We start from the raw sequence: 23,859 nt of genomic DNA, 5'->3' as shown, positions 1-23,859 counted from the left end.
AAGGGGAAGCAATGTCTGACGGAAAACAGTTTTACATTACGGCGGGGCACGGCCAGCAACTCGGTGCGAATTACGACGGTGAGGGCGTTAACTTTGCCCTTTTTTCAGCGCATGCGCATCGTGTGGAGCTCTGTTTATACGCGCCCGATGGCAAGCAGGAGATCGCTCGGTTTGATCTGCCGGAAAACACGCACGAGATCTGGCACGGTTATGTGCCAGGCCTGCAACCCGGCGCGTTATACGGCTACCGGGTGCATGGCCCGTTTGAGCCGGAAAACGGCCACCGGTTTAACCCGAATAAATTATTGATTGACCCTTATGCCCGTGAACTGGTCGGGGATATCGAATGGAACACGGCCCATTACGCTTATGATTTAGGCCATGAAGATAAAGATCTGACCTTTGATACCCAGGACAGCGCGCCGTTTACGCCCAAGTGCCGGGTTATCGATCCCCACGCGTTCGACTGGCAGGACGGCGCACGGCCGAATATTCCCTGGCCACGTACGGTTTTCTACGAAACCCATGTGAAAGGCTTCACCCAGCTTAATCCGGCGCTGCCGCCGGAACTGCGCGGCACGTTTGAAGGGATGGGACATAAGGCCTCGGTGGAGTACATCAAAAGCCTCGGTATTACCTCTGTCGAACTGCTGCCGGTTCACTGGTTCCCGGACGACCAGCATTTGCTCGATAAGGGGCTGCGCAACTTCTGGGGCTATAACACGCTTGGTTTCTTCGCCCCGGCGTCGCGTTATTACGGGCCGCGCGGCATTCAGGGCTTTCGCGATATGGTGCGGGCGTTTCACGATGCCGGTATCGAAGTGATCCTCGATGTGGTTTATAACCACACGGCAGAAGGCAACGAACTGGGGCCAACCCTGTCGTTTAAAGGTATCGATAACTTCTCTTATTACCGCACATTGCCGGATCAGCACCGTTACTACATCAATGACACCGGCACCGGCAACACGGTGAACACGTCGCACCCGCGCGTATTGCAGATGGTGATGGATTCGCTGCGTTACTGGGCAGAATCGATGCATATCGACGGTTTTCGCTTCGATCTGGGCACCATTCTCGGGCGCGAGCCGGAAGGGTTCGACCAGCGCGGCGGCTTTTTTGATGCCATGACGCAGGATCCGCTGTTATCCAGGCTGAAACTGGTTGGCGAACCGTGGGACATCGGCCCCGGTGGTTATCAGGTGGGCGGTTTCCCGCCGGGCTGGGCAGAGTGGAACGATAAATACCGCGACACGCTGCGTGAATACTGGAAGGGCGATAACGTCTCGACGGACTTTGCCGCCCGCCTGCTGGGCTCCGGCGATCTGTACGATCAGCGCGGACGTCGCCCGTGGGCAAGCGTGAATTTTATTACTGCCCACGACGGTTTTACGCTGAACGATCTGGTGTCGTACAACGGAAAACATAATGAAGCCAACGGCGAAGACAATAACGACGGTCACAATGACAACCGCTCCTACAACTACGGCGCGGAAGGGGTGACCGACGACGAAGGCATCAACACCGTGCGCGAACGGCAAAAACGCAACTTCCTTGCGACGCTGTTTTTCTCCCACGGCACGCCAATGCTGCTGGCCGGGGATGAGTTTGGCCGCACCCAGCAGGGCAACAACAATGGCTACTGTCAGGACAGCGAAATCTCGTGGATCGACTGGGATGCGCCGCACAGCGGCAACGGGGAAGCGCTGCGGGAATTTACCCGTCATGTTATTGCGCTGCGGGCATCACAGCCGATCCTGCGGCGCGAAAACTGGCGCGATGGCATGGAGATCCGCTGGTACAACGCCGGTGGCGGCGAGCAGTTACCGGAGCAGTGGGATGAAGGTACGACGCTCGGTGTTTATATCGGACGCCCGGATTTGCAGGAAGAAGAGGGGATCTGGCATGACGTGCTGATGCTGTTTAACCCGTTTGAAGGCACGGTGCCGTTTCGCATTCCGCAGTTCGGCGAAGGCGGCTGGGTGCTGGAGCTGACCACCGCCGATAGCGCGAAACGCGGGGTTGTTATTACCAAAGAGAAGGATTTCGAACTCGAAGGGCGCAGCATCGTGCTGTTCCGTCGTCCGTAAGCAGTGATGCGCCAGGCGACATGCTAGCCTGGCGCGTTATATAGGTCAGTTTGTGGCCTCACCGACCTCCGTTTGCCAGGCGTTTTCCGCCACTTTTTTTCCTGTTGCATCGAAGATGTGATAAGTCACCGTCAGCACGCCGGTACTGTCAGGCGTCACCGTCAGATCGGCGATTTTCACGCCGCTATCCACCGCCAGCGTCTGCTGTTTTTGCCCGGTCAAAAGCGGGCGGTCGTGCTGTGTCACTTGCCATTTCAGCGTGCAATCTTCGCAGGGGGTATAGGTATCATTTACCGCCCACAGACGTAGCGTGGCGGGTTTTCCGCGCTGCCACTGCGCGCTGACCGGTTCAATGGAGGGTAACAACGGCTGATAGGCTTTTTGCAGTGCGTAATACCCGGCTTTCGGATGGCGTAAATAATCCACCACGCCCCAGTTTATCGACGGCCAGGTTTCGACAAACATGAACTGGAACAGGGCAGTCACAGGCTGATAGCGTTGACGTCGATAGCTTTCCGCCGCCATCGCGACAAGCTGCGCCTGGTATTGCTGGGTATTTTCAATAAACGTTTGCAAATCCTCGCCGCGCGGGATGTTGGCAAATTTAAAGGTCTGAAATGGCTGGAAGTTATGGTATTTCCACTTCACCCAGCCAGCATCGTCCGCCGCCGTGGTTGCAGGCCACAGTAGAGAAGCGGGAATAATGGTTTTCAGTGTGGCAAGGCGTGGCAGCGCCTGCGCGCCAAACTCGGTGATAATGCCGGTTTTCGCCGGGGCGAGCAGATCGCGCATCACGCCGAAATACCAGCCTTGCCAGTAGTGCTCTTCGACGGCGGAAAAACGATGTACGATCCGCGAATTATCTTCGGCCAGCGTGTCTGCCACGCGCGCGGTCAGCGTTTGGTTCAGATCTTTATGCCAGTCGGGAAAGCGTTTTTCCATCCAGGGGGAGTTCCACGGCGGTTCGTTATGCCCGCCCCAGACGATGATGGACGGCGAATTGCCAAACTGCTCGACCATCTCGCGGGTTTGTCGCGCGGCGTTATCGGCAAAGGCCGCGCTGTCGTCATATCCCCATTGCAGCGGCACATCCTGCCAGAGCATCAGCCCCAGTTCGTCGGCAACCTGGTAAAGCGGGCGGTTGGCTACATGACCATGCACGCGAATGGCGTTGGCGTTCATTGCCAGCACCATGTGCAGATCGCGCCGATATTTCTCCGCGTCCATGGTGCTCAACCACGGCGAACCGATGTAGTTGGTTCCTTTGATAAACAGGCGCTTTTCATTAATAAGCCAGCCACGGTTATCCGCTTGTTCTTCTACCTTACGCAGCCCGGTTCGGCTTGTAGCGCTATCCATTACGCCGCGATCGTCCGCGAGGGTGACGCGCACCTGGTAGAGATTCGGTTTACCCAGACTGGCGGGCCACCAGAGCTTTGCGCCTGCCATGGGCAGCGTCACCGTCATCGTTGCGGTTTCCCCGCCGGTGGCATTCAGGGTCACAGCCTGTTCAAGGCGGAATGCACGACCGTTGAAATTCGCGGGTTCGGCAAGCAGCTTCAGCGTTGCGGGCCCGCGGTTGCGCGACCGGTAGCGGATCTCTGCGCGTAAGGCAGGGTTCGCCAGGCTGTTTTGCCAGTCCGGGCGCAGAATAATCTCGTCGATCACGGCGCCCCGGCTCAGGTGCAGACGCACCGGCGACCAGATGCCGCCAGAGTTGGCATCCTGACCGTGCGGTGACCAGGCGCCACCGGGGCGGGTGTCGTGCTGATTTAGCACGCCTTTGATCAGCTTTTTGTGCAGCGGCCAGAGCGTTTTCGGATCTTCATATGGGCTGTCGACGCGCACCGCCAGGCGATTATGGCGACGTACTGTGTCGGTAATATCGACGGCAAAACGCTGGAAGTACCCTTCGTGCCGCGCCAGGTGCTGGCCGTTGAGCGAGACATCGGCATAGTAATCCACTCCGTCAAACACCAGCGTTGCCAGCGTATCCGGGGCAAGAGCGGGCAGGGTGAAGTCGTGTCGATACCACATTGCCCCCTGGTGATCGTACCCGGCTGAATACCAGTTGGCCGGAACCGTTAATTTTCGCCAGTCGCCGACAGGTGCGCGAATGCCGTCAAATTCAGCCTGATTGGCATCATGCACACGCCATTGCCCCGCCAGCGACCAGCTCACCGGCGTCGGATGCGCTTGGGTGAAGGCTGACAAAAACAATAAGATCGTGACGGTGTAACGTTTCATGATGAGGCCTCCCGCGTTTGTAACCAGTTGAGCGCGTGCTGGCGCTCATGTTGCAGTGGCGCAAGCAGGCGCGCCAGTTCCGCGTCGCTAAGGCTTTGCGACTGGCTTTCCAGTTGTTGGAGAACCTGGCTCAGGCTCCGGAAATCAAGCGCGATGGCTTCTCCGCGCAACTTATGGGCACTGCGGCGCACGGTTTCACGATCGCCGGAGCGTACCGCCTGTTCAATGGCGTCGCTGAGCTCCATCAGGCCTTCCCTGAAAATGGTCATAAGTTCGTTCAGTAGCGCCCTGTCGCCGCCCAGTTGTTCAAGCAGGGCGCTTTCGTTGGGCATTCCCGCTGCCATTTGCGCTGCGGCGTGGGGCGAGGGGGTTCCCACTACGCGGGTCAGTTCCGCATTCAATGCTTCACGCGTGACGGGTTTGGCGATATAGCCGTCAAAACCCAGTTCGAAGCAGCGCGCTTTGTCGCCCTGCATGGCATGGGCGGTCATGGCGATCACCCGCTGTGGCGGCACACCGCGCCGGGCTTCTTCTTCTCGCAGCAGACGAATAGCCGTTTCACCGTCCATGCCCGGCATTTGCAGATCCATCAGAATCACATCCCAACGGCTGGCCTGCCAGTGCTCAAGCGCGGCCTGGCCATCGGCGACGATTTCGCAGCGATGCCCAAGCTGCTCAAGCAGCCGGTAGGCCAGCTTTTGGTTGACGAGGTTATCTTCTGCCAGCAGAACATGCAGGCTCTGCTGCCGTGGTGGCGGCGCAGCGGCGGGTTCTGCTGCCGGGCTGACCGTGGGCGCGGGCGTGGGTACGCTGACCGGCAACAACAGGGAGGCGATAGCCTGTTGCAACTCGCTGTGATCGACCGGTTTATGCAGATAGTGCGCAATGCCAATGCGCTTGAGCATATTCCTGTCGAAATGACGATTCATGGAACTGAGCATAATAATGCGGCTCTGGCTGGCTTCCGGTAGCACCGAAAGTTCCAGCGCCAGTGAGATGCCGTCCATATCCGGCATTTGCGCATCCAGCAGGATCAGCGGAAACGGCGGCATTTGCGCCGCCAGCGCCAGCGCTTCCAGCGGTTTGTTGATACAGACCGGCGTCAGCCCCATGGCGGTCAGTTTGGCCTCCAGCAAGCGTAAGTTGGTGGCGTTATCATCGACGACCAGCACCCGTTCACCGTGAAACTGGTGCGCTTCTGTCGTTGTCATTTCGCTCACGGGCAAGTTTGCCAGCGGCAGGGTGAAGGCGAACTCACTCCCAACGCCCGGCGTACTGGTCACCGTTAAATTTCCCCCCATCATCGCCACCAGCCGCGCGGAGATGGTCAGCCCCAGCCCGGTGCCGCCATAGCGGCGTGTGGTGGAGCTGTCCGCCTGGCTGAACGCTTCGAAAATCAGTTGCTGTTTATCCGGGGGAATACCAATGCCGCTATCGCGCACCCGAAACCGCCACCGGGAGCCGTTGCCGGCGGGTTCAATTCCGAGCAATACCTCGCCGTGGTGGGTAAATTTCAGCGCGTTGCTGATGAGATTGGTCAGGATCTGGCGCAGCCGCACGCTATCGCCTCGCACCACCTCTGGCAAACGCGGGTCAATATCGACCAGCAGTTCCACCTCTTTTTCGCTGGCGGCAGGCATATGCGGGCGGATCAGCGACTGGATAAACGGGCGTATCTCCAGCGCCTCGTCATTAATCAGGATCTTCCCGGCTTCGATTTTCGAGAAGTCGAGAATGTCATTGATAATATGCAATAAAGATTGCGCCGAGCTCATCACCAGCGTCAGGTATTCGCGCTGTTCGGCGCTCAGCGGGGTTTCAAGGCACAGTTGCGTCATGCCGAGAATACCGTTCATTGGCGTGCGGATTTCATGGCTCATATTGGCGAGAAACGCGCTTTTGGCTTCGTTCGCTTGTCTGGCGACATGGGCCGCTTCAATGGCGAGCAGCTCTGCTTCTTTGCGGCGGTTGATATCCTGCAATGTGCCAATCACGCGCTCCATTGCGCCGCTCAAATTCAGGGTGGTAACCTGGCCGGAGAGCAGCATCCAGCGCCACTGATCCTGCTTATAACGGACACGGATTTCGCATTCAAACACCGGAAAATGGTGCGCGCGGGAGCGCAGCACGGTGCGGATCAGGTGAAAGCGATCCGCCGGATGCACCAGCCCAAGCATGGCGTTGACATTATGGTGCCAACTGTCGCGCGGTTGCCCCACCAGGCTTAACAGCGTATCGCTGAGCTGGAGGATATCCGGCGAGACTTGCCAGTCCCAGATCCCGATATGAATCGACTCCGCGGCCAGCAAAAAGTCAGCGTGCAGATCCTGGCGTGCGCGCTGCGCCATATCGAGGTGTGAAATGTCCGTATGCAGGCTGATGATGCCGCCATCGGGTAAACGCTGATGTTGAACAAACAGGCGTCGTTCTCCTTGATGACGTACCTCGTAGTGGCTTTCCAGCCGACAGTTGCGGATTACCGACTCTTTTAGCGCCTGTCGCCGGGCAGGATCGGTATTGAAGGCGGTATCGATAAACTGGCTGGCTAACGCTTCCAGCGTGACGCCGGGTTGCAGGCGGGTGGCCAGCGACGGGTAAAACTGGCCGATTTTGTCATTCCACGCCACCAGCCGTTCTTGCGCGTCATACAACATCACCGCAATCGGTAGCGCGTTGAGGTCGAAGCGCGAGGCGGCGGTCATGATTGCGCTCCCGCCTGGTAGTGCAGCTCCGCCTGACGGCGAAGATATTCCAGTCCAGGCGCTATCGCCATAGCCCAGGCGGTAAGGATCTCTTCATCGCACAGGGGATCGCGCTGGCGCACGGTATCTAGCATGGCTTGCCGCCAGAGGGCGAAAAAGCGGGGCGGCAAGTGCAAGCCGCTGTCGCTCTGGTCGCGGGCAAGTTTTTCCAGAAAATCGGGAACGAAGAGGGAGCCATCCACCGCCAGCATGGCAAAAAAGCTCTTAAATATAAGCTGGCGGCCTTGCTCGGCGTTACCGAGCAAAAAGTGGCGTTCGGTTTCCGGCGACATGCGCACAAAGGCGTCATAAAAAGCATTGAAAAAGGGCTTTTTGTCATCCTGCGGGAACACGCGGCCCAGACTGGCTTCAAAAAGATCGCGGTAAAATTTCATTTTTTCATCTCCACCCGGCGCTCGCCGGGTAAGCAGAGTCCCGGCGCGCTGAAAACATCAGTCGCCTGCAGGTAGAAATAGCTGCCGTTATCGATTAATCCATTGCGGAATAGTGGGCCGCCGTGTGCCTTATAAAACAAGCTTTCCAGCACCATGGCGTTAGTCGACAAGGTGATCGTGCGGTTAAAGTCGCCTGTGGCTTCTACCCGACCTTCAAACCAGCCGCGCTGTGCATCGTTCATCCGTCGGCTGACATTCATTAGCGCATCGGTAAAGGGGGTGTCCCACAGCACCCAAAGGGCGAAAACCGCTTTGGTGGAAACCTGCGCCAGACGCGGATAGTATTTCCCGTCGGCACCCAGTGTGTTCCAGGCGTAACCATTGCCCCACACCGTGTCGTCAACATGCCACGGAGCCTGGCCAAGCGCGAAGTCGGCCCTGGCGGTAAGCACTTTCTCTTTTTCCCACCGCGTTTGTTGGGTGAGCCACACCTGTTTGGCCCGCTCACGTAACGCCTTGCGGGTGGCGCGCTCTACGCCTGGCGGTTGCCAGCCGAACTCCAGCCCTGGCAGCATGTAAGGCAGTGTGGAGATGAGCGAGGGTTGCCAGGTGGTGCGCGGGTCGCGGGCATCCACTTCCAGCGCCCGCTGGTGGATGATCACGTTGCGTGCGGGCGGCGCGAAAGCCTGGTCTGGCGCAAAACCCCATAAACGAAAGGCGGTGGCCGCGTATTCGCTTTCGCCGAGCCGCAGCTCCTCGCGGATCACCGGTTTGCCATTCTCAATGGAGGAGGACCAGAGTTCGCCGTGGGGATCGATAACCTGGCAGAAGTTCCAGCGCAGAACGATTTTATCCAGATACTCCTGGTATTGCGGCGCCCATTCGCTGACGAGGCGTAAGGCCAGCATCAGGCGCGCCATATCCCGCGCCGACCAGCCGTTTCGCTGCGTCTGACCGCTAAAATCCACCAGCGAGGCGTTTGGCGTGGCGTAGAGGCGGCCCGGTGTGCGGGTATCGGTCAGCGCGAGGCGGTTCAGCGTGCCGAGCAGTTGCGTCAGCCGATGATCGAACTCATCTTCTTTCAAAAGCCCCAGTTCTCTGGCGGCCAGCAGGGCAATTAGCGTGTCGCCCATCTGCCAGAGCGTGGCGCGGGGCTGTTTATCGCTGCCGTTGACCAGCCCGGTTTGCGGCTGGGTATTGTTAACGAAGTAGCGCCACGCTGTTTGCGCCCACTGGCGCTCCTCCGGGGTCAGGGCACTGATTCGCGCGCTGGTGTTCCAGCCGCCTTTGCTCAGCCAGCGCCAGCCTGCGCCGCCATCTTTAACAAGGGCAAGCAGCGCCAGCGCAACCAGCAAGAAACCGAGCAGCGCGGCCAGGGTTTTGCGGCTTACTGTTTTAAGCATGACGCCGCCACCGGGGGTAATTTCACCGGCTCGTCCGCTTTACAGGACGCGCACTGGCATGCCTGACAACTGGATTTTGTGCGCAGGGCGGTGCCGGTCCGCTCACACCAGCTTTTCACGGCGGACGTCGGGTTCAGGAACGGGCGGTTGCGCCGGGTATTGTTTTCCTCAAACAGATCGACCAGTTTTTTCTCCCACAGCGAGGGGGCGAAATTCTTGTCTTTCGGATTGTTGGTATTAAAGCGCAGCAGCTTGCCGCTCTTTTTAAACATCAGGGCTTCAAGCATGATGCCGTTGTTGTTGGCGGTGAACTCTTTAATCGGCCCGCTGCCGTTCTCATACAGCCCTTCGTAGTAGCCTTTGCCCTCTTCGTTGGCATTTTCGATAACGCTTAATAACCGATCGGTGTAGGGCGAATTCCACAGCACCCACATGCCCAGCGCGGCTTTTAGCGATACGGCGGCGGTTTCCGGCACGTACTGGCCTTTGTCGGTGATGGTGTTCCAGTTGAAGCCGTCACTGAACACCGTGTCGTAAACAAAGTAAGGCGCTTTATCCAGTTGATGCTCGGAGCGGGCTGTCAGCATGCCGGTAATGGTGTAGCGGTTCTCCTGCGCTTGATACACGCGATCAGCGAAGTTTTTCATCCACGGATGTGAATAGTTGTTTTTGGTGTTACTGCGATCGTCGGCGGTATCAAAGCCCATCTCCAGGCCATACAGCAGATATGATTCTGTCACCACGTAGTTATGCTGAAAGGTTCGGCGCGAGTCGCGCGAGTCATACGGCACCAGCACGCAGTAGATCTCCGCCAGATCGTACGGTTGCGGGCGGCTGGCCTGGCAGGTATTAAAACCCCAAAGCTGGTAACCCGCCGAGGCGTACTCTTCATACCCCAGGCGTCCCTCCTGAACATATTTCGGCTGGCCGTTCTCCAGATACGCGCCATACAGCGTGCCGCAACCGTCGACCACATGGCTGAAATCCCAGCGCAGAACGACGTTATCAATACTGTTGCCATACTCCGGATAACGTTCTTTGATAATTTTCATCCACAGCAGCATGCGGCCAATATCCAGCGCGGAGAAGCCAATTTCGCCGGGTTTGTTCAGGTAGTCCACTTTCTGCGCGTTGATGGTGTTGTAGACCTTGTTGGGCAGTTCATTGCGAAACAACTGGATGGTATTGAGGGTGGCGAGGAATTTGATTAACCGCCGGTCAAACTCGGCTTTATCAATAATGCCCAGTTCACGCGCCGCCGTCAGCGCGGCCAGATAGGAGGCGCTGTCCCACATGGTGGTGGAGGGGTATTTATTAACCGCGTTCACCAACCCGGTGGTGGGCTGATAGTTTGCGACAAAGTATTGCCAGGCGTTTTTCGCAATCTTCATCTCCTGTGCCGTTAACGTGCCGCTGCGCACCGGATAGTCGGACGCGGGCAACCCCGGCGCGGCCTGGGCGCTGGTCATCACCAGCCCGAGAGCCATAATGCCAGCCCACCGGCGGAAAAGCGTCAAACAAATCAACTTCATGGCGTGGCTCCTGCTGCTGGGGTTGGACGGGCGGTGGTGTTCATACAGCTCAGGCACAGCATCTGGCCGTGCGCGATAAACGAAAGGCTTTCAAGCACGATGGCGTTGGTGTCGGCGTCAATAACGTTATTCACACTGGCGTTGAGGTTAAGCCCCTGCTGCCAGCCTTTACCCGGAACCTGCAACGTCAATACCTGTTCGCGCAGGGCTTCACTCCAGGTGTTACGAAACAGGGCGTACCACGCAAACGCCGAGCGGGTGGAGGTGATAGCGCGCTGCTCTGGCGGGGCGTTGCTGACGCTGGTCTGACTGTCCGGCTGGCGGTTTGGCTGCTCGGTTACATATTCGGGCGCGGGCTCGGCATAATCGGTGCTGATGGGGGGTTTACGAACCTGCAAGCTGTGGCGGCGCTGCTGAATTTGCATAATGCGCCAGGCGATCTCCGCGCTTTGCGCGTCAAAACCGGTCTCCAGTCCGGTGAGCAAATAGGGCAGGCTCACCAGCGACGGCTGGCGTCCCCACGGCGTGCGCAGCCCTTCGTCGGGCACCATAACGCCGTCGATATCAATCATCGCCTGGCCTTCCGGCGGATTGGTGACGGCTAACCCCGCATCGTTGTCAATAAGACGCAGCGTGTGGCTGGCGTACAGGCGGTAACCAAAGCTGTTACGCGGTTCATCTGTCGCCAGTGTCCAGTGATGTACCGGCAGTGAGGCGCGGGTGGTTTCGCCGCGTTCAATCAGCGCGCCGGTCTGCCACTGATTAAACAGATCGCGGATTTCCGCCGCGTGCTGCGGGTAGTGCCAAAGCAGGGTTTGCAGCGCCGTCAGCAAGCGTCCCATGCCGATGGCGGAACTCTCCGCCTTGCCGAGGATTTTCAGTGTATCGGCGTGGTAATAACTGGCGGGTATTCCCTGCGCATTAAGGGGTAACTGACCGAGGCTGAACAGCGCGGCAGTGATGCGCTCGTCAAACTCTCCGGTGGTGATAATGTCCAGACGCTGTGCGGCCATGGCAGCGAAGAGATAGCTGCCGGTGCTCCATAAGCTGAACCACGGTTCGGCGTCGCGGGCGTTTGCCAGGCCGTTTGGCTGGGTGTTATTGACATAATATTGCCAGGCGACCCGCGCCCAGATCGCTTCGTTAAAGGTTAAGTCGCGCGTGGTGGGCAACGGCGGAAACGCTTTGCTCAGCGCCAGACCGGACGTGCTCTCTACGCGGGTAGGCATCTGGCGTTCCACCCAAACGACGATGGCAAAGCCCAACAGGAAACCGAGCAGGATGGTGATATAACTGCGGGCGTTCAGCAGCGCATCGCGCATTCTCATGGCGTTGGCTCCTCATCGGGCGGCGTCCACATCGCCGCGAGGATCAGCGGCAGCATGGCGGCAATATTCACCGCACCCCAGAAAATGTTGATCACGTAACCTGAAGGGTCATCCACCTGGCCGCGCGCCACCTGAATCCCGCCCCATAGCAGGCCAAGCAGTGTCAGCACCACAATGGCGATTTGCGGCTTCACAAGGTAGAGAAACCGCCCGGCCTGGCGCTCTTTGGGCGTGACGTGGAATTTGATCTGTTCCCCACGCAGAACGGTATCGAGGGCGCGTAAATTCATCGAGAAAAAAGAGAGATAGGATGCCCGTCCATCCCAGGCGGAAATACCCCATGTCCCAAACATGAACGCCAGCTCCGAAACAATAAAAAACGGTAAGAAATGCAGATAAAACGGCGTGGACCACGCAGAGACGGGGGGGATGCCGGTAAACAGATAAATAATGGGCGAAATCAGGAATACGGTATTCCAGATACAGGCGAGATAAGACCAGAACGTGGTGGCGTACATCAGCGTCTGAGGCAGCGACAACTTGAAGCGGCGGCGGGAAAAAATGTTGTCGTGAAACAGAATATCCAGCGAACCAGCGGCATATTTAAAGCGCTGGATCATCCAGGTCAGCATATCCTGCGGTGAGAGCATTTTGGATTCGATACGCGGATGCATGACTGAACGCCAGCGATGTGCATCGTCGCCATGCAGAACAATGGAGGTATAAATATCTTCCGAGACGTGGAATTTGTAAGGCGTCAGTTCGGTGTCGTAAATCACATGCGGGCGCATCGCTTCCTGAAGCGCTGCACGCATGGCCGGATCGCGAATATCACGGGTATGACGGTCGATTTCGGCATCGACATTCCACACGTAGCTGCGCAATGCCGCCTGCATCACCGCTTCGCGGCGATGAATTGACGCTGCACCACAGCAAAACGCGGCATTTGCCCAGTTGCGGCGGCGCAAAATGACATCATAAAACATGCGCGGATCGTTGAAAAACGGGTCGCGGCCAAGGGTGACCGGGCCACAAATTTTTTCCAGCGTCCAGCCGAGCGCATACCCGGCTTTGCCAGTCCGGCGTGCGAGCCAACGCGGCAGCCGTTCTCCTTCCGGCAGATCGTAAAACCATTGGGGGGTTTGCACCCAGGCGACATCCGGATCGCGAAAATAGCCCAGCGTATGGCTGAGCAAGGTGGGAAAGACGCGGGTATCGGCATCGCAAATCACAATAAAGTCGCCGTCGGTTTGCTCCAGTCCGTTGCGCAGATTTCCGGCTTTGTAGCCCATATTGTTCTGCCGGGTGATGTAATTAACGCCTTCTTCATCGCAGACGGCTTTCATCTCAGCGCGCCGCCCGTCATCCAGCACATGAATGCGGTAATCGAGCGGGCAAGGGTAGGTGACGTTAAGCGCGTCGCGAATCGATAACCGTACCAGCTCGACATCTTCGGAATAGGTGGCGATAAACAGATCCACCTTGATTGGCCTGGAATCAATGGCTTCTTCTGCGCCATGACAATCGTTGATATCTGCCGGTGGATTTTGCGCCGGTACATCCTTTTCCTGCCACAGGTTAATGGTAAATAACGTGGTACCAATCCATGCCAACGTCTCTGCCAGCACAAGGGGAATGGCGTACCACAGCGCATCCATATTCAGCGATTCCATCCAGCGCCAGCGAATATAATTTGCCCCCAGAATCAACGCCGCCACCGCCAATATTTGCCATGCCTTTTTTACCCATCCGGGAGTGCAAAGGGGTTCTGGCGGGCGACGCGCTTCAAATCTGGAAAAATAAAAACCCATAGTCGCAGATATCCTGATCTGTTAATCATTCGCAAATGAATAATATGCGTCGTGAAGATAAATCTGAGTTGCTTTTAATAGCCTGTGGGAAATGCTTTTAAATTCATTGTAGAACCCCATCGGTAACTTTCAAGAATGACTACAATTGCCTTTAAGTAACGTCTGATTAACTGGAGTTTCTGTTTAAGGATATATTTTATAATCTGGCGAAGCGGATTCATTTTGCCGGTCAGAGTGTACTACGCTATGTAAATATTAACTTCGCAACCTCTTTTCAGGGCAACGTTTACGAGATGGAAATAAGCCAGTCTGCGCCTGTCGCTATAGCGAAAAACCGTGAAAAAACAACGTGGCGTTATGTATTAGCCGACCGTCGCGATCTACGTATTGATATGATGCGCGGTGTGGCGCTGGTGATGATGGTGGTGGCGCATACGGAAGTGATGTCGGTTTTTAATATTTTTACGTGGGAGCGATTTGGTCTGACAACCGGCGCGGAAGGCTTTGTCATTCTTTCCGGATTTATGCTCGGTATGCTCAATCGCGTGCGTCTGCAAAAAGCGGTGTTATTAACGATTTCCTGGGGATTATGGCGACGCGCATGGAAAATATATCAGGTTAATATCATCATCATAGTTTCTATTCTATTACTCTCGCATCTGCATTTTATAAATACCTTTGAAGTTACCCATTTTACCGATCGTTACTCAGGTACGCATTGGTCATTATTTCCGACCAGCCCGCAAATACGTGAAACCTGGTTTAATATCATCCTCTATTTGCAAATTGGTCCGCATCAAACCCAGATTCTGGGATTATATATTTGCCTGCTGTTAATAAGCCCATTATTTCTGGGACTACTGCATAACGGAAAAGTAGCCTGGCTATTGCTGCTCTCGCTGGCGGTTTATTGTTGCTGGCAAGTGTGGCCGATGCGCGTCACGGTCTCCGAGTTTGAATTCGCCTTTCCGCTGATGGCCTGGCAACTGATCTTTGTGCTCGGCATGTGTTGCGGCTGGTACAAAGAGGAACTGCTTTCGCTCGCACAAACGCACGCGGGAAAAGCCATGGTCGCAGCTCTGGTGGTGGTGGCGATAGTGCTGGGATTTGTGGCGCAAAACCATACCAATCCTTTTATCCCACCGGCGTTGTTGTTGCAGGTGATCCCGCCCGCCGATTTTAATGCCTTTTACCACACCTGGGCGGCAAAAAACGGGCTTGGCCCGGTGCGGGTGGTCAATGACATCGCCCTGATGGTGACCGTTTATCTGGTGCTGACCCGTTGCTGGACGCCGATTTACCGTGCCACGGGCTGGTTTTTTATCCCGCTGGGGCAGCACTCGCTCTACACCTTCATTTTGCATGTGTACGTAGTGCTGGTGGTCAGCCAGTTTGTCACCTTCGATTTATGGCGCCAGGCATGGCTGACCAACACGCTGATCCATGCGCTGGCGCTGGGCGCGTTATGGCTGATGGCAAAATATAACGTCGCCGGACGCTGGATACCCAATTGAGGGAACACGATATGCGGGAAAAAATAGGGCTGGTGGTCGTCCTGTGCGGTAGTCTTGCGCCAGCGTATGCCGCCGAGCATAGCCAGGACGCGGGTCAGCAGGAGAGAGCCGCCGAGCAGATCCCGGCGGGGGGCATTAACAGCCGCTGGGGGCGTCTGTTCGCCGGGAATAAAGATAAATTTTCTGCGGCGTTGAGCTTTAACTCAGGGCTGAAACAGCAGTGGGTAACGATACCGAACAATTCGGAATCGGCCTCGCAAACCAAAAAAATAAACCAGACGCTCAATCTGAGCCTGCAATATTCCCCCTACAGTTTCTGGTTCGCGAACGTCATCACCCGCATGCCGGTCAGGGATACCAGCCGCTATACCACCGATTTTCGCTACAGCTTCGGCTATGACGACTGGCACCCGAACACCGTTAGCCTGGTTTACAGTAACTACGGCGATAACCATTTCTGGACGACCGGCAGTAAACGGCACACCTATTTTGAGCAGGGGGCGTTTACGCTGGCGTATAAGTTCTCGTTGCCAAAGCCCATTGAAAATAAGCTTTTAATTAATAAAGGCGATGCGCTGACCTGCCAGCTCGGTTATAGCTGGGTGCCGCGCTACTACGACGCGCAAAGCGACAGCGTGAAAGCCAATAAAAACGTCATGCTTGGCGGCTGCGGCTACACCCTTAAACAGCACTTTTTCGTACGCGCAACTGCGTTCTGGTTCCCTGATAGCAGCCAGCAGCAGCCGTGGAATGGCGATTATAGTTACAGCTTTGGTTACGCCACCTATGCGCCTGGCTCGCTCTCTATTCAGTACAGCAACTACGCCGGTACGCGTTTTCCCGGTCATAAAAATGGCAATGCACGATTCCGGGAAGGCACGGTGAGCCTTATCTGGTTGTTACCGCTTTAGGAGCCATGAGGATGGAGCAGAAAAGGGTACTGATTGTCGATGATTCGCGGGTTTATCGCCGTTTGCTGGTTAATCTGCTTTCACAGTGGGGCTACCAGGTGAGTGAAGCGGAGAACGGCGAAGAGGCGCTGGCGATGATGGCGCGAACGCCCGTCAGTATGGTGATCAGCGACTGGGAGATGCCGGTGATGGATGGCCTGGCGCTGTGCCGCGCCATTCGAAACATTGAGTATGGTCACTATGTGTATCTTATTTTGCTGACGGCGCGCGAGAGCGCGGATGACATTACCGAAGGCTTTGACGCAGGCGTGGATGATTTTCTCAGTAAGCCGGTCAACCAGAGCGAGCTTCAGGCGCGTTTACATGCCGGGGCGCGCATTCTGGCGCTGGAAGCAAGCCTTGCCGCGCACAATACACGCTTAAGCGAGGCATTAAACCAGATAGAGCAGGATTTACTGGTGGCCGCGCGGTTGCAGCGTTCGGTATTACCCGCGCATCAACTGCGCTATGAACACTATTTTGCTGACTGGCTGTTTCTGCCTTCTGCCTGGGTCTCCGGCGATATCTTTAATGTGTTCCCGCTCGATGGCCATCTTGGGTTTTATTTTGTTGATGTCGCCGGGCATGGCGTTGGCGCGGCGATGATGTCGCTGGCGGTTGCCCGGCAGTTTCTGCAGGGCCGCGTGGTGGAACGTTTTCTGTTTAATGAACATGGCGAGGTGGCGTCACCCGCGAAGGTTGTGCAGATGCTGAATGCGCGTTTTTGCAGTGAAGATACGGAGATAGTCAGCTATTTCACAATGGTTTATGGCGTTATTAACCTGCGAGATGGCAGCGGGACGTTGTGCCAGGCCGGGCATCCCACGCCGTTTATCGTCTCGCCTGACGGGCAAGCCCGCCAGACGGGTAATGGCGGGCCCCCGGTCGGGTTACTGCCGGATATGCAGTGGGAAGACACTGTATTTAGTCTGCATAACGGCGAGCGGTTGTGCCTGTTCAGCGATGGCATTACCGAGTGTGAAGGGCCAGGCGATGAGCAGTTTGGTGAATTACGCTTACAACATTGGTTACAACAGCAGACCGGCAAGCCCATTGAGGCGCTGCTGCCGTTATTCGGCGAGCATTTGACGCGCTGGCGTAATCATGACGGCGGGAGTGAAAGAACCATGACGGATGATGTTTCGTTGTTAATTATCGAGCGCGGAGGGGATGGGCATGAATATTGAGATCGAACGGTTGCCGCAGGCCATCATTATGACGCCGGTTGTCAGACGTCTGGATGCGTCGGTGGCGGCGACATTCAGGGAGATGCTCTCACGTGAAATGGCAAATGAGCAGAAAGCGTTAATCATCGATTTTAGCCGCGTCGACTTTATCGACAGTAGCTGTCTGGGCACGCTGGTGTCGTTACTGAAAATGATGAATGGCAAAGGTGAAATGCTGGTTTGCGCCCTCAAGCCCGGTATCCGCAATATGTTCACTCTGACGCGTATGGACAGGGTGTTTCGTATCTGCGAAGACCGCGATGCCGCCTGCGCCGCGCTTGCCAGGTAAACATGATGCGTGAGGCGATTACCCTTGAGGCTACGTTGGGCGCATTAGCTCCGCTGGCGGAGTGGTTGCAGCGCAACATGGCGGCGCTGCCCGTTGATGATGCGTGGCGCTTTGCGCTCGATCTTGCCGTTTGCGAAGCGGCGACCAATGTTATTCGCCATGCGTTAAACGAAGACAGCCACCGCGAATTTTCTGTGACATTCAGTTGCCACAACGATGCTGTGCAGGTCGAGTTGACAGATGATGGTATCGCCCTTTCGCCAGACAGCCTGAACAAAGCACGGCGCAAAATTGGCAGCGACGAGGAGCAGGAGCTGGAAAGTGGCAGGGGGATAATGCTGATGTTGCTTAGCGTGGATAACGTGAGCGTTGAGCGGGAGGGTGGCTGTAACAAAACCACCCTCGTAAAGCGCCTGTGATGCGTTAGCTGTGCGCCGTGCGGATCAGTAACTTAGCCTGCAGTAACAGCGCGAAGGTTTTCACCATCAACAGCACGATCACCAGGTTAGCCGCGATAAACAGCGGGAATGACATCCAGTACAGTGCGCCGCCCGGCGTGCCGTGTCCCAGACGAATCGAGGTGGTTGCCAGCGACGCCACGCCGAATGAAAAACTCCAGAACGACGGGTTAAACGGCTGCGAACTGTACCAGGGGATCAGCCTTATCATGAACAGCATCTGTAACAGGCCATAACCGAATAACAGTTTGGCGAACACATCGGCCTGCCCGCCGTTGACGCTCAGCCAGGCGCTACAGGCCACGAATGCAGGCGCCATCTGAATGCCAAGCGATGTACGCACCGCGGGCGACATTTCATCAAGGTTGCGCATCCGGCTGAGAATAGCTGGCTCAAGACTCAGCCAGGAGAAGAGCCCGGCGCCGAGAAACAACATCCCGACATCGTTAAAACCAAACGCGCCACAGGCCATCGCGCTGATAAAATTATTGGCAACCGTAGGCAGATAAAGCCCCGGTGTCGTTGCTTCTTTCGGGTGTTGACCGCGCCATAACCCGGCGGTTTGCCAGGCGGAGTAGGTGAGCTGCGCCACAACTGCAATAAGAAACAGCCCCAGCGCCAGTTTGTGCAGCCACGGCGCAAGGCCAATGGCGACCAGCATCGAGGTTGCCGGTGCCAGGCTGACAAAACTGCTTTTCAGCGGATGGGCGATCTCTTCCAGCACGCTCGCGCCGTGGCGAAACATTCGGCTAATAAATGCCAGCATCAACAGCGCCCAGATGACCATCGCCAGAATGATTAAGCCATCCGCAGGCAATAGCGTGACCGGCCAGATAGTGGCGGCGAAACGCCAGGAAAAGCCCAGCCCGATAATGCCAAGCACGATGCCAAAGTAGCCCGCCGGCAGGTTGAGGTGTGAATCTTTCATCACCAGACTCCTGAAATGTGTAAACCCTGAAGTAAGACGCGCGCCATTATATATGACATTTCATATGCACGTTTCACTTTTTATTCAGCTTAATATGTTGATTAAATAACCGATTAATTAATGACATTGAATTATTGTTGGCTTGGTCTACCGTTAAAGAGTAAATGATCGACTGTGCTTTTCTGTTATTTACAGCCATCTCAAATCAATCCGGAGAATGCCTGATGAACAAAAAAAGTTTAGTGATTATTAGCGCGTTAACATTACTGGCGAGTAATGCCTGGGCCGCCAAATTAATGGAAAAAGCAGAATTTGATAAAGTTTCTTCTCAATATGAAAAGGTTGGCGAGATTGCCACATCCGACGAGATGTCACCCATGGATGCCCGCCATGCGCTGAGCAAACTGGCGGATGAAAAGGGCGGCGATGTGTATGTCGTCACCTCCGATCAAACAAGGAAAAAAATTCACGCAACGGCTGACGTTTACAAGAAAAAATAAAATACTAAAGCCTCCCGCGCGGGAGGTTTTTATTTGCGAAACAGCCTGGTCTGAATATATCGAATATCGCGTCAGTTAGGTTTTAAATTAATTTTTCTTTTTAACGAAATATATTGGTGCGCAGGGTAAATATACCTGCGCATCTGTTTTTGTTTTTCTACCGCAGTAATAGAGGAGTTTGTATGGGCGTCATCTCACGAATGACGATGCGTGTCTTTGCCATCGTATTATTTCTCTCTGCCAGCTCTGGCGTGTTTGCAGGTCAGTTAATCCTTAAAAATACCTCATCATCACCGATAACCTGTACGGTTGACGGCTGGACCCGCGCGTCTGGCGGCAGCTTTGACTGGTTTATTAAGGTTGAACCGGGGCAGAGTTTTTATGTCGGGCAAAATACCAGCCGGCCAAATCCGCCGATCATTAACTGGGCGAACTGTAATAACCTGCAAACCCGCGCCATGACGCTGACGCCGAAAGGGCCGAACTTCGGGATTATATTCTTCGACATGTTGCGTCAGGGACTTATCGGGAATATCGAACAGCCGGTATGCATGTTGAGGATCTTCTGAGGTTGCCTGTATCCCGCCCGCTTCCGGTGCCGCGTCTTAACCTGAGTACTTTCAGAAACATGACGTCAAGGATCCCCATCGGTTTGCGGTTGAGATAAATTAAATCATTATTTTTCAATGGGTTGTTTGCTTATTGCGCTGCGGCGGAATTTATTTGCATTTCCCTGGCAATATTTTTACCGCTCATCCGTCTACTTCATCACAAGCAATTATTCACCAACCTGATGGAGTAGAAAAAAGATGAGAGATTTTGATATGCATGAGCACAGACACGGACACCGTCACGGTTTTGGTCGGCACCGCATGATCAAACCGCTGATTATTGGCGTGGTGGTATTCATCGCGTTAGGGCTGCTGGTGATGTCGTTGTGGAACGCGCTGCTACCGGCCATTCTTGGCGTGAAAAGCATTGGTTTCTGGCAGGCGCTGGGGCTGTTAGTGCTGAGCCGCATTCTGTTTGGCGGGCTGGGATTCCACGGGGGAATGTTTGGTATGGCGCGTCGGCGTATGCACGAACGCTGGATGCAAATGACGCCGGAGCAGCGTGAAGCCTTTATCCAGCAGCGCCGCGAAGGGTTTGGTCGCCGCGATCGCTGCGGCTGGCGTGGACGCTGGGATGAAAGGGCAGATGACCGCCATCAGCCTGACGATAGCAGCGCCAAAAAACCGGACGCTGAGTGAGCACGGTGAAAACCACGGACGGCGAGTCTTTGCTGGTTAACGCGCTGAATGCCTGTCGCTCACGCCTGAAAGCGTTTATTCGTGGGCGCACGGCAGTGCGCGATGACGCCGACGACATTTTGCAGGAAGTGACTTACCAGCTGATGAATGTGGAACACCCGGTGGAAAATGTTGCCGCCTGGTTGTTTCGCGCTGCGCGTAATGAAATGACTGACAGAGCGCGTAAAAAACGTGAGCTGCCATTGTCCGGTTTTTTCAACGGCGATGATGATGAGGGCGATTTTGCGGAAGATGAGCTGGCGGAAACGCTGTTTGGCGTGCCGCAAACGCCGGAAGAGGAGTATCTGCGCGAACTGTTATGGCACGAGCTTGAAAGCGCGCTGGCGGAGCTTCCGCCCGCCCAGCGCGAGGTGTTCGAAAAGACCGAGCTTGAAGGTTTGAGTTATAAGGCGCTGGTGGAGGAGACGGGCGTCAGTATGCAGGCGCTGTTATCCCGTAAGCACAAAGCGGTGCTCTATCTGCGCAGCAGGCTGCGCAGTGTTTATGATGAATTAGTTGCAGAGTGAATAACGACGCAGAACAAACAAATAGTGACTAGAGGTTTTTAATAGCGCTCTGTTAACCAAGAATAGAAATAATTTAGTAGGTAAGGATTGTTTTTGCTTTCGAATAATGAGTATTATTGAGAACTTTCTCTAGAAAACATGTTTCTGGTAAGGATAACAGACATGCTTAGATATATTAAAGAATTCGCGTATCTTTTCAAAGACAGCAGAAAGGTTATTAATGTTGACGTTTTTGAATGGGATTTGAAGAATATTACATTAAAAAAATTACCTCATCATGCGAAATGGGATGATTTTGCGATACCGCATCCGCAACTCGAATTTACCCTATGGCAATTGGCTCACGCGGTAGTAAAAACAGATTTCCTTATTCAACGCAATTATAGCTTTCATAGCCTGGGACTTATCTTGTCTGCTCATGAACTGATTAAACTGGCAAAAAATGATAATCTGAGGCTCGTTGATGACATTGATACAGTTGTCAATGATGTGACATTAACAAGCCTAATAGGTCGGCTAGGGCAAGGTATATCGTTACTGCTAAGTAACAGATTAGGTTACGTTTTCGTCGGGCATCTGGCTTCCGATGTTAAGGTGAGGGCTCATATCGCTGCTTTGCCAGATTCTGAGAAGAGGGTGAAAATAGCGGATTTTTTATTTGAAAACAGTAAGAAAGAAAGAGTTATTTTTGAATCTAAAAGCTCCTACTCGTTGCAGATTAACGACCCTTCTGAGATTAAATCGTCGTTAAAACGTGCTTTAGATAAGCAGGTATATCCCTGGCTGAACAGCCCCACAACTAATATCAATAATGGTTATGCGATGCATTCTGCCCTACGTGGTGAAAAGCAGCCCGTTAACAGCGCTATCATTTATGTCGATCCTCCAGGGAAAAATATAGGTTACGAAATTGAGCTTTCAGCCGAATGGGTAAAAGTTAGAAATTATGCAGCATGGTTCAAGTTCGCTAATCTTTTCGCGCTTGCTGATAAATTAATGAGCGGTGGCGAAAGCGATTTTCAACAATATTCTTTCAGAGTTGAGCGGTTTTGGGGTGGTGAGTTTGTTATATTAAACAGACATAAAAATAAATATGAGCTGGCAATCATTGTGGGCATTGATTTGCAGTTAATGCGGGCAATTGAGAAATATTTTGCGGGTGAAAAAAACGATTTCATCAACTATGCCGGAATAGATAGTTATCAGAGATTCATGGAGAGCATTGCATATCAAGCATTTAACTACAGCGTGTTCCCCGACGGTACGCTAATTGGAGAATCTGAGTGCGAGAACCCCCGGGGAAACTATCAAAAATTTTTCCTGCCTGCTTAACCACCCCAGCGGCTCTTCAAATAATTCACTGCCTGCTGAGTTTGCGGCTGTTCCAGATAACTTTCGCGGAACAAAATCGTGCCGTTAATCTGCGGCAGCGATTCGTTTAAATCGAGCTGTTTTTTCAGCTCAGGCACGCCGCCGTTGACTGTCCAGTCGGGCTCATTCTTCGAATATTCCCCCACCTTATACAGCGCCACGCCGATGTAGAGGCGTGTTTTTGTCGGTTTCACGACATCCGCCCACCATTTTGCCAGCACATCGTAACGCGCCGCATCGCGTGCGAAAGGCCAGTAGATTTGCGGGGCAATGTAATCCAGTAACCCTTGTTGCACCCAGCGGCGCGTGTCGGCGAACGATTCGTCATACGCCGCGGCACCACGCGTATCGGAACCGGCGGCGTCAAATGAGCGGTTACGCCAGACTCCCGCCGGGCTCACGCCGAATTGGACATTGGGGTTGAGTTGTCGGATGGTGCGTGAAACCTGTTCAATCAACTGCTGCGTATTGTTGCGCCGCCAGTCTGCTTTTGAACTGAACGCCTGGCCATATTGCCGGTAAGTCTGGCTGTCATTCAGCGCAGAACCGGGAGTTTCAGAATAGAAGTAGTCGTCAAACTGCACGCCATCGACCGGGTAGTGTGCCACCACTTCTGCCACAATGCTGGTTATCCAGTCGCGCACTTCCGGAATGCCGGGATCGAGCACAAAACGGTCGCCTGCCGTGCGGATCCAGTCACGATGCAGCACGAAAATGCTGGCCGGATGCAGGGATAAAGTACGGTTGAGTTCCGCGGTGGTCGACGGTTTGGTATTAACCGAAACGCGGTAGGGGTTAAACCAGGCGTGCACTTTCATGCCGCGCTTGTGCGCTTCATCGAGAATAAACTGCAGCGGATCGTAACCCGGATCCTGTCCAATCGTGCCGGTCAGCATATCTGACCAGGGTAAAATCTTTGACGGCCATAGCGCGGTGCCGTCGGGTTTGACCTGGAAAAAGACGGTATTGATGCCAAGGCTTTTTAGCTTATCCAGCTTGTTTCTCAGCGCCTCTTGCTGCTGGCTAATGCGCAACGCAGCACTCATATTCACTGAATTTACCGGCGGCCAGTCGAGACGCGACACGGTCGCCAGCCAGATACCGCGTACGGGTTGTGTATTTTTTGCAGGCGTTGTTGCGAGTGGTTGTTTGGCCACCGGCGGCAACGGTGTGACGAGTGATTTCGGCGCTTTCGAGGCGCAACTGGCGAGTAAAAGCGCAGTGGCAATAAGCACGCCTGACTTTTGTAGTGACATCTGA

20 protein-coding genes are annotated in these 23,859 nt (G+C 54.8%); 11 read left to right on the top strand and 9 right to left on the bottom strand.

Annotated elements, in window-relative coordinates:
• The first annotated feature begins 11 nt into the window (after positions 1–11).
• On the top strand, positions 12–2,090 hold the full coding sequence (gene glgX, locus AAIG26_RS03045; RefSeq protein WP_343179617.1) for a glycogen debranching protein GlgX: 2,079 nt from the start codon (positions 12–14) through the stop codon (positions 2,088–2,090).
• A 45-nt stretch (positions 2,091–2,135) separates the two neighbouring features.
• Here glgX and AAIG26_RS03040 read toward each other — a convergent pair whose 3' ends face one another.
• The 7 genes from AAIG26_RS03040 to AAIG26_RS03010 are packed head-to-tail and all read right to left on the bottom strand — an operon-like array spanning position 2,136 to position 13,547.
• Positions 2,136–4,337, bottom strand: coding sequence for a sugar-binding domain-containing protein (locus tag AAIG26_RS03040; RefSeq protein ID WP_343179616.1), 2,202 nt, complete (start codon positions 4,335–4,337; stop codon positions 2,136–2,138).
• Positions 4,334–7,039 carry a response regulator gene (locus AAIG26_RS03035; protein WP_343179615.1) on the bottom strand — a complete coding sequence of 902 codons (2,706 nt, stop codon included), beginning with the start codon at positions 7,037–7,039 and terminating at the stop codon, positions 4,334–4,336. The genes AAIG26_RS03040 and AAIG26_RS03035 overlap by 4 nt, the downstream gene beginning before the upstream one ends.
• Entirely contained in the window at positions 7,036–7,473 is a 438-nt protein-coding gene (locus AAIG26_RS03030) for a globin (protein WP_016496113.1), read from the bottom strand. Before AAIG26_RS03030 ends, AAIG26_RS03035 begins: the two co-directional genes overlap by 4 nt.
• Positions 7,470–8,876, bottom strand: coding sequence for a DUF3131 domain-containing protein (locus AAIG26_RS03025; protein WP_097406766.1), 1,407 nt, complete (start codon positions 8,874–8,876; stop codon positions 7,470–7,472). The genes AAIG26_RS03030 and AAIG26_RS03025 overlap by 4 nt, the downstream gene beginning before the upstream one ends.
• Positions 8,861–10,408: a DUF3131 domain-containing protein gene (locus AAIG26_RS03020; RefSeq protein WP_343179614.1), complete on the bottom strand. Its 1,548-nt coding sequence runs from the start codon at positions 10,406–10,408 to the stop codon at positions 8,861–8,863. The genes AAIG26_RS03025 and AAIG26_RS03020 overlap by 16 nt, the downstream gene beginning before the upstream one ends.
• Positions 10,405–11,736, bottom strand: coding sequence for a DUF3131 domain-containing protein (locus tag AAIG26_RS03015; RefSeq protein ID WP_343179613.1), 1,332 nt, complete (start codon positions 11,734–11,736; stop codon positions 10,405–10,407). Before AAIG26_RS03015 ends, AAIG26_RS03020 begins: the two co-directional genes overlap by 4 nt.
• Positions 11,733–13,547, bottom strand: a complete 1,815-nt coding sequence (locus AAIG26_RS03010; RefSeq protein WP_343179612.1) for a cellulose synthase catalytic subunit — start codon at positions 13,545–13,547, stop codon at positions 11,733–11,735. The genes AAIG26_RS03015 and AAIG26_RS03010 overlap by 4 nt, the downstream gene beginning before the upstream one ends.
• Before the next feature lie 293 nt (positions 13,548–13,840).
• Between AAIG26_RS03010 and opgC the strand changes: the two genes are divergently transcribed.
• From opgC to AAIG26_RS02985, 5 genes are read left to right on the top strand one after another with little or no spacing between them, the layout of a single operon-like run.
• Positions 13,841–15,061 (top strand): OpgC domain-containing protein, encoded by a 1,221-nt coding sequence (gene opgC / locus AAIG26_RS03005; protein WP_343179611.1) that lies wholly within the window; start codon positions 13,841–13,843, stop codon positions 15,059–15,061.
• Positions 15,062–15,072: 11 nt separating this feature from the next.
• Positions 15,073–15,972, top strand: a complete 900-nt coding sequence (locus AAIG26_RS03000) for a hypothetical protein (RefSeq protein ID WP_097406762.1) — start codon at positions 15,073–15,075, stop codon at positions 15,970–15,972.
• 11 nt (positions 15,973–15,983) lie between these two features.
• Entirely contained in the window at positions 15,984–17,198 is a 1,215-nt protein-coding gene (locus AAIG26_RS02995; protein ID WP_343179610.1) for a SpoIIE family protein phosphatase, read from the top strand.
• Positions 17,188–17,526 (top strand): STAS domain-containing protein, encoded by a 339-nt coding sequence (locus AAIG26_RS02990; protein WP_016496105.1) that lies wholly within the window; start codon positions 17,188–17,190, stop codon positions 17,524–17,526. Before AAIG26_RS02995 ends, AAIG26_RS02990 begins: the two co-directional genes overlap by 11 nt.
• Before the next feature lie 2 nt (positions 17,527–17,528).
• Entirely contained in the window at positions 17,529–17,945 is a 417-nt protein-coding gene (locus tag AAIG26_RS02985; RefSeq protein ID WP_269230963.1) for an ATP-binding protein, read from the top strand.
• Positions 17,946–17,949: 4 nt separating this feature from the next.
• On the opposite strand, the gene tehA is transcribed toward AAIG26_RS02985, so the two are convergent.
• Positions 17,950–18,912 (bottom strand): dicarboxylate transporter/tellurite-resistance protein TehA, encoded by a 963-nt coding sequence (gene tehA / locus AAIG26_RS02980; RefSeq protein WP_343179609.1) that lies wholly within the window; start codon positions 18,910–18,912, stop codon positions 17,950–17,952.
• Positions 18,913–19,136: 224 nt separating this feature from the next.
• Between tehA and yahO the strand changes: the two genes are divergently transcribed.
• The 5 genes from yahO to AAIG26_RS02955 all read left to right on the top strand — a co-directional run bounded on the left by yahO (position 19,137) and on the right by AAIG26_RS02955 (position 22,560).
• On the top strand, positions 19,137–19,412 hold the full coding sequence (gene yahO / locus AAIG26_RS02975) for a DUF1471 family periplasmic protein YahO (protein WP_017456766.1): 276 nt from the start codon (positions 19,137–19,139) through the stop codon (positions 19,410–19,412).
• A gap of 182 nt (positions 19,413–19,594) precedes the next feature.
• On the top strand, positions 19,595–19,981 hold the full coding sequence (locus AAIG26_RS02970; protein ID WP_343179607.1) for a hypothetical protein: 387 nt from the start codon (positions 19,595–19,597) through the stop codon (positions 19,979–19,981).
• A gap of 240 nt (positions 19,982–20,221) precedes the next feature.
• Positions 20,222–20,662, top strand: a complete 441-nt coding sequence (locus AAIG26_RS02965; protein ID WP_045508441.1) for a hypothetical protein — start codon at positions 20,222–20,224, stop codon at positions 20,660–20,662.
• Positions 20,659–21,228: a sigma-70 family RNA polymerase sigma factor gene (locus AAIG26_RS02960; protein WP_343179606.1), complete on the top strand. Its 570-nt coding sequence runs from the start codon at positions 20,659–20,661 to the stop codon at positions 21,226–21,228. The genes AAIG26_RS02965 and AAIG26_RS02960 overlap by 4 nt, the downstream gene beginning before the upstream one ends.
• 162 nt (positions 21,229–21,390) lie before the next feature.
• On the top strand, positions 21,391–22,560 hold the full coding sequence (locus tag AAIG26_RS02955) for a hypothetical protein (RefSeq protein WP_343179605.1): 1,170 nt from the start codon (positions 21,391–21,393) through the stop codon (positions 22,558–22,560).
• On the opposite strand, the gene AAIG26_RS02950 is transcribed toward AAIG26_RS02955, so the two are convergent.
• On the bottom strand, positions 22,557–23,855 hold the full coding sequence (locus tag AAIG26_RS02950) for a glycoside hydrolase family 10 protein (RefSeq protein WP_343179604.1): 1,299 nt from the start codon (positions 23,853–23,855) through the stop codon (positions 22,557–22,559). The two genes, AAIG26_RS02955 and AAIG26_RS02950, sit on opposite strands and share 4 nt — an antisense overlap.
• Positions 23,856–23,859: the final 4 nt, after the last annotated feature.

The sequence above is a fragment of the Kosakonia sp. PSU_27 genome (assembly GCF_039409795.1).
In the GTDB taxonomy this organism is placed as follows: Bacteria; Pseudomonadota; Gammaproteobacteria; order Enterobacterales; family Enterobacteriaceae; genus Kosakonia.
The sequence above is the reverse complement of the archived record's forward strand: the minus strand, read 5'-3'. Positions and strand labels throughout refer to the sequence as shown.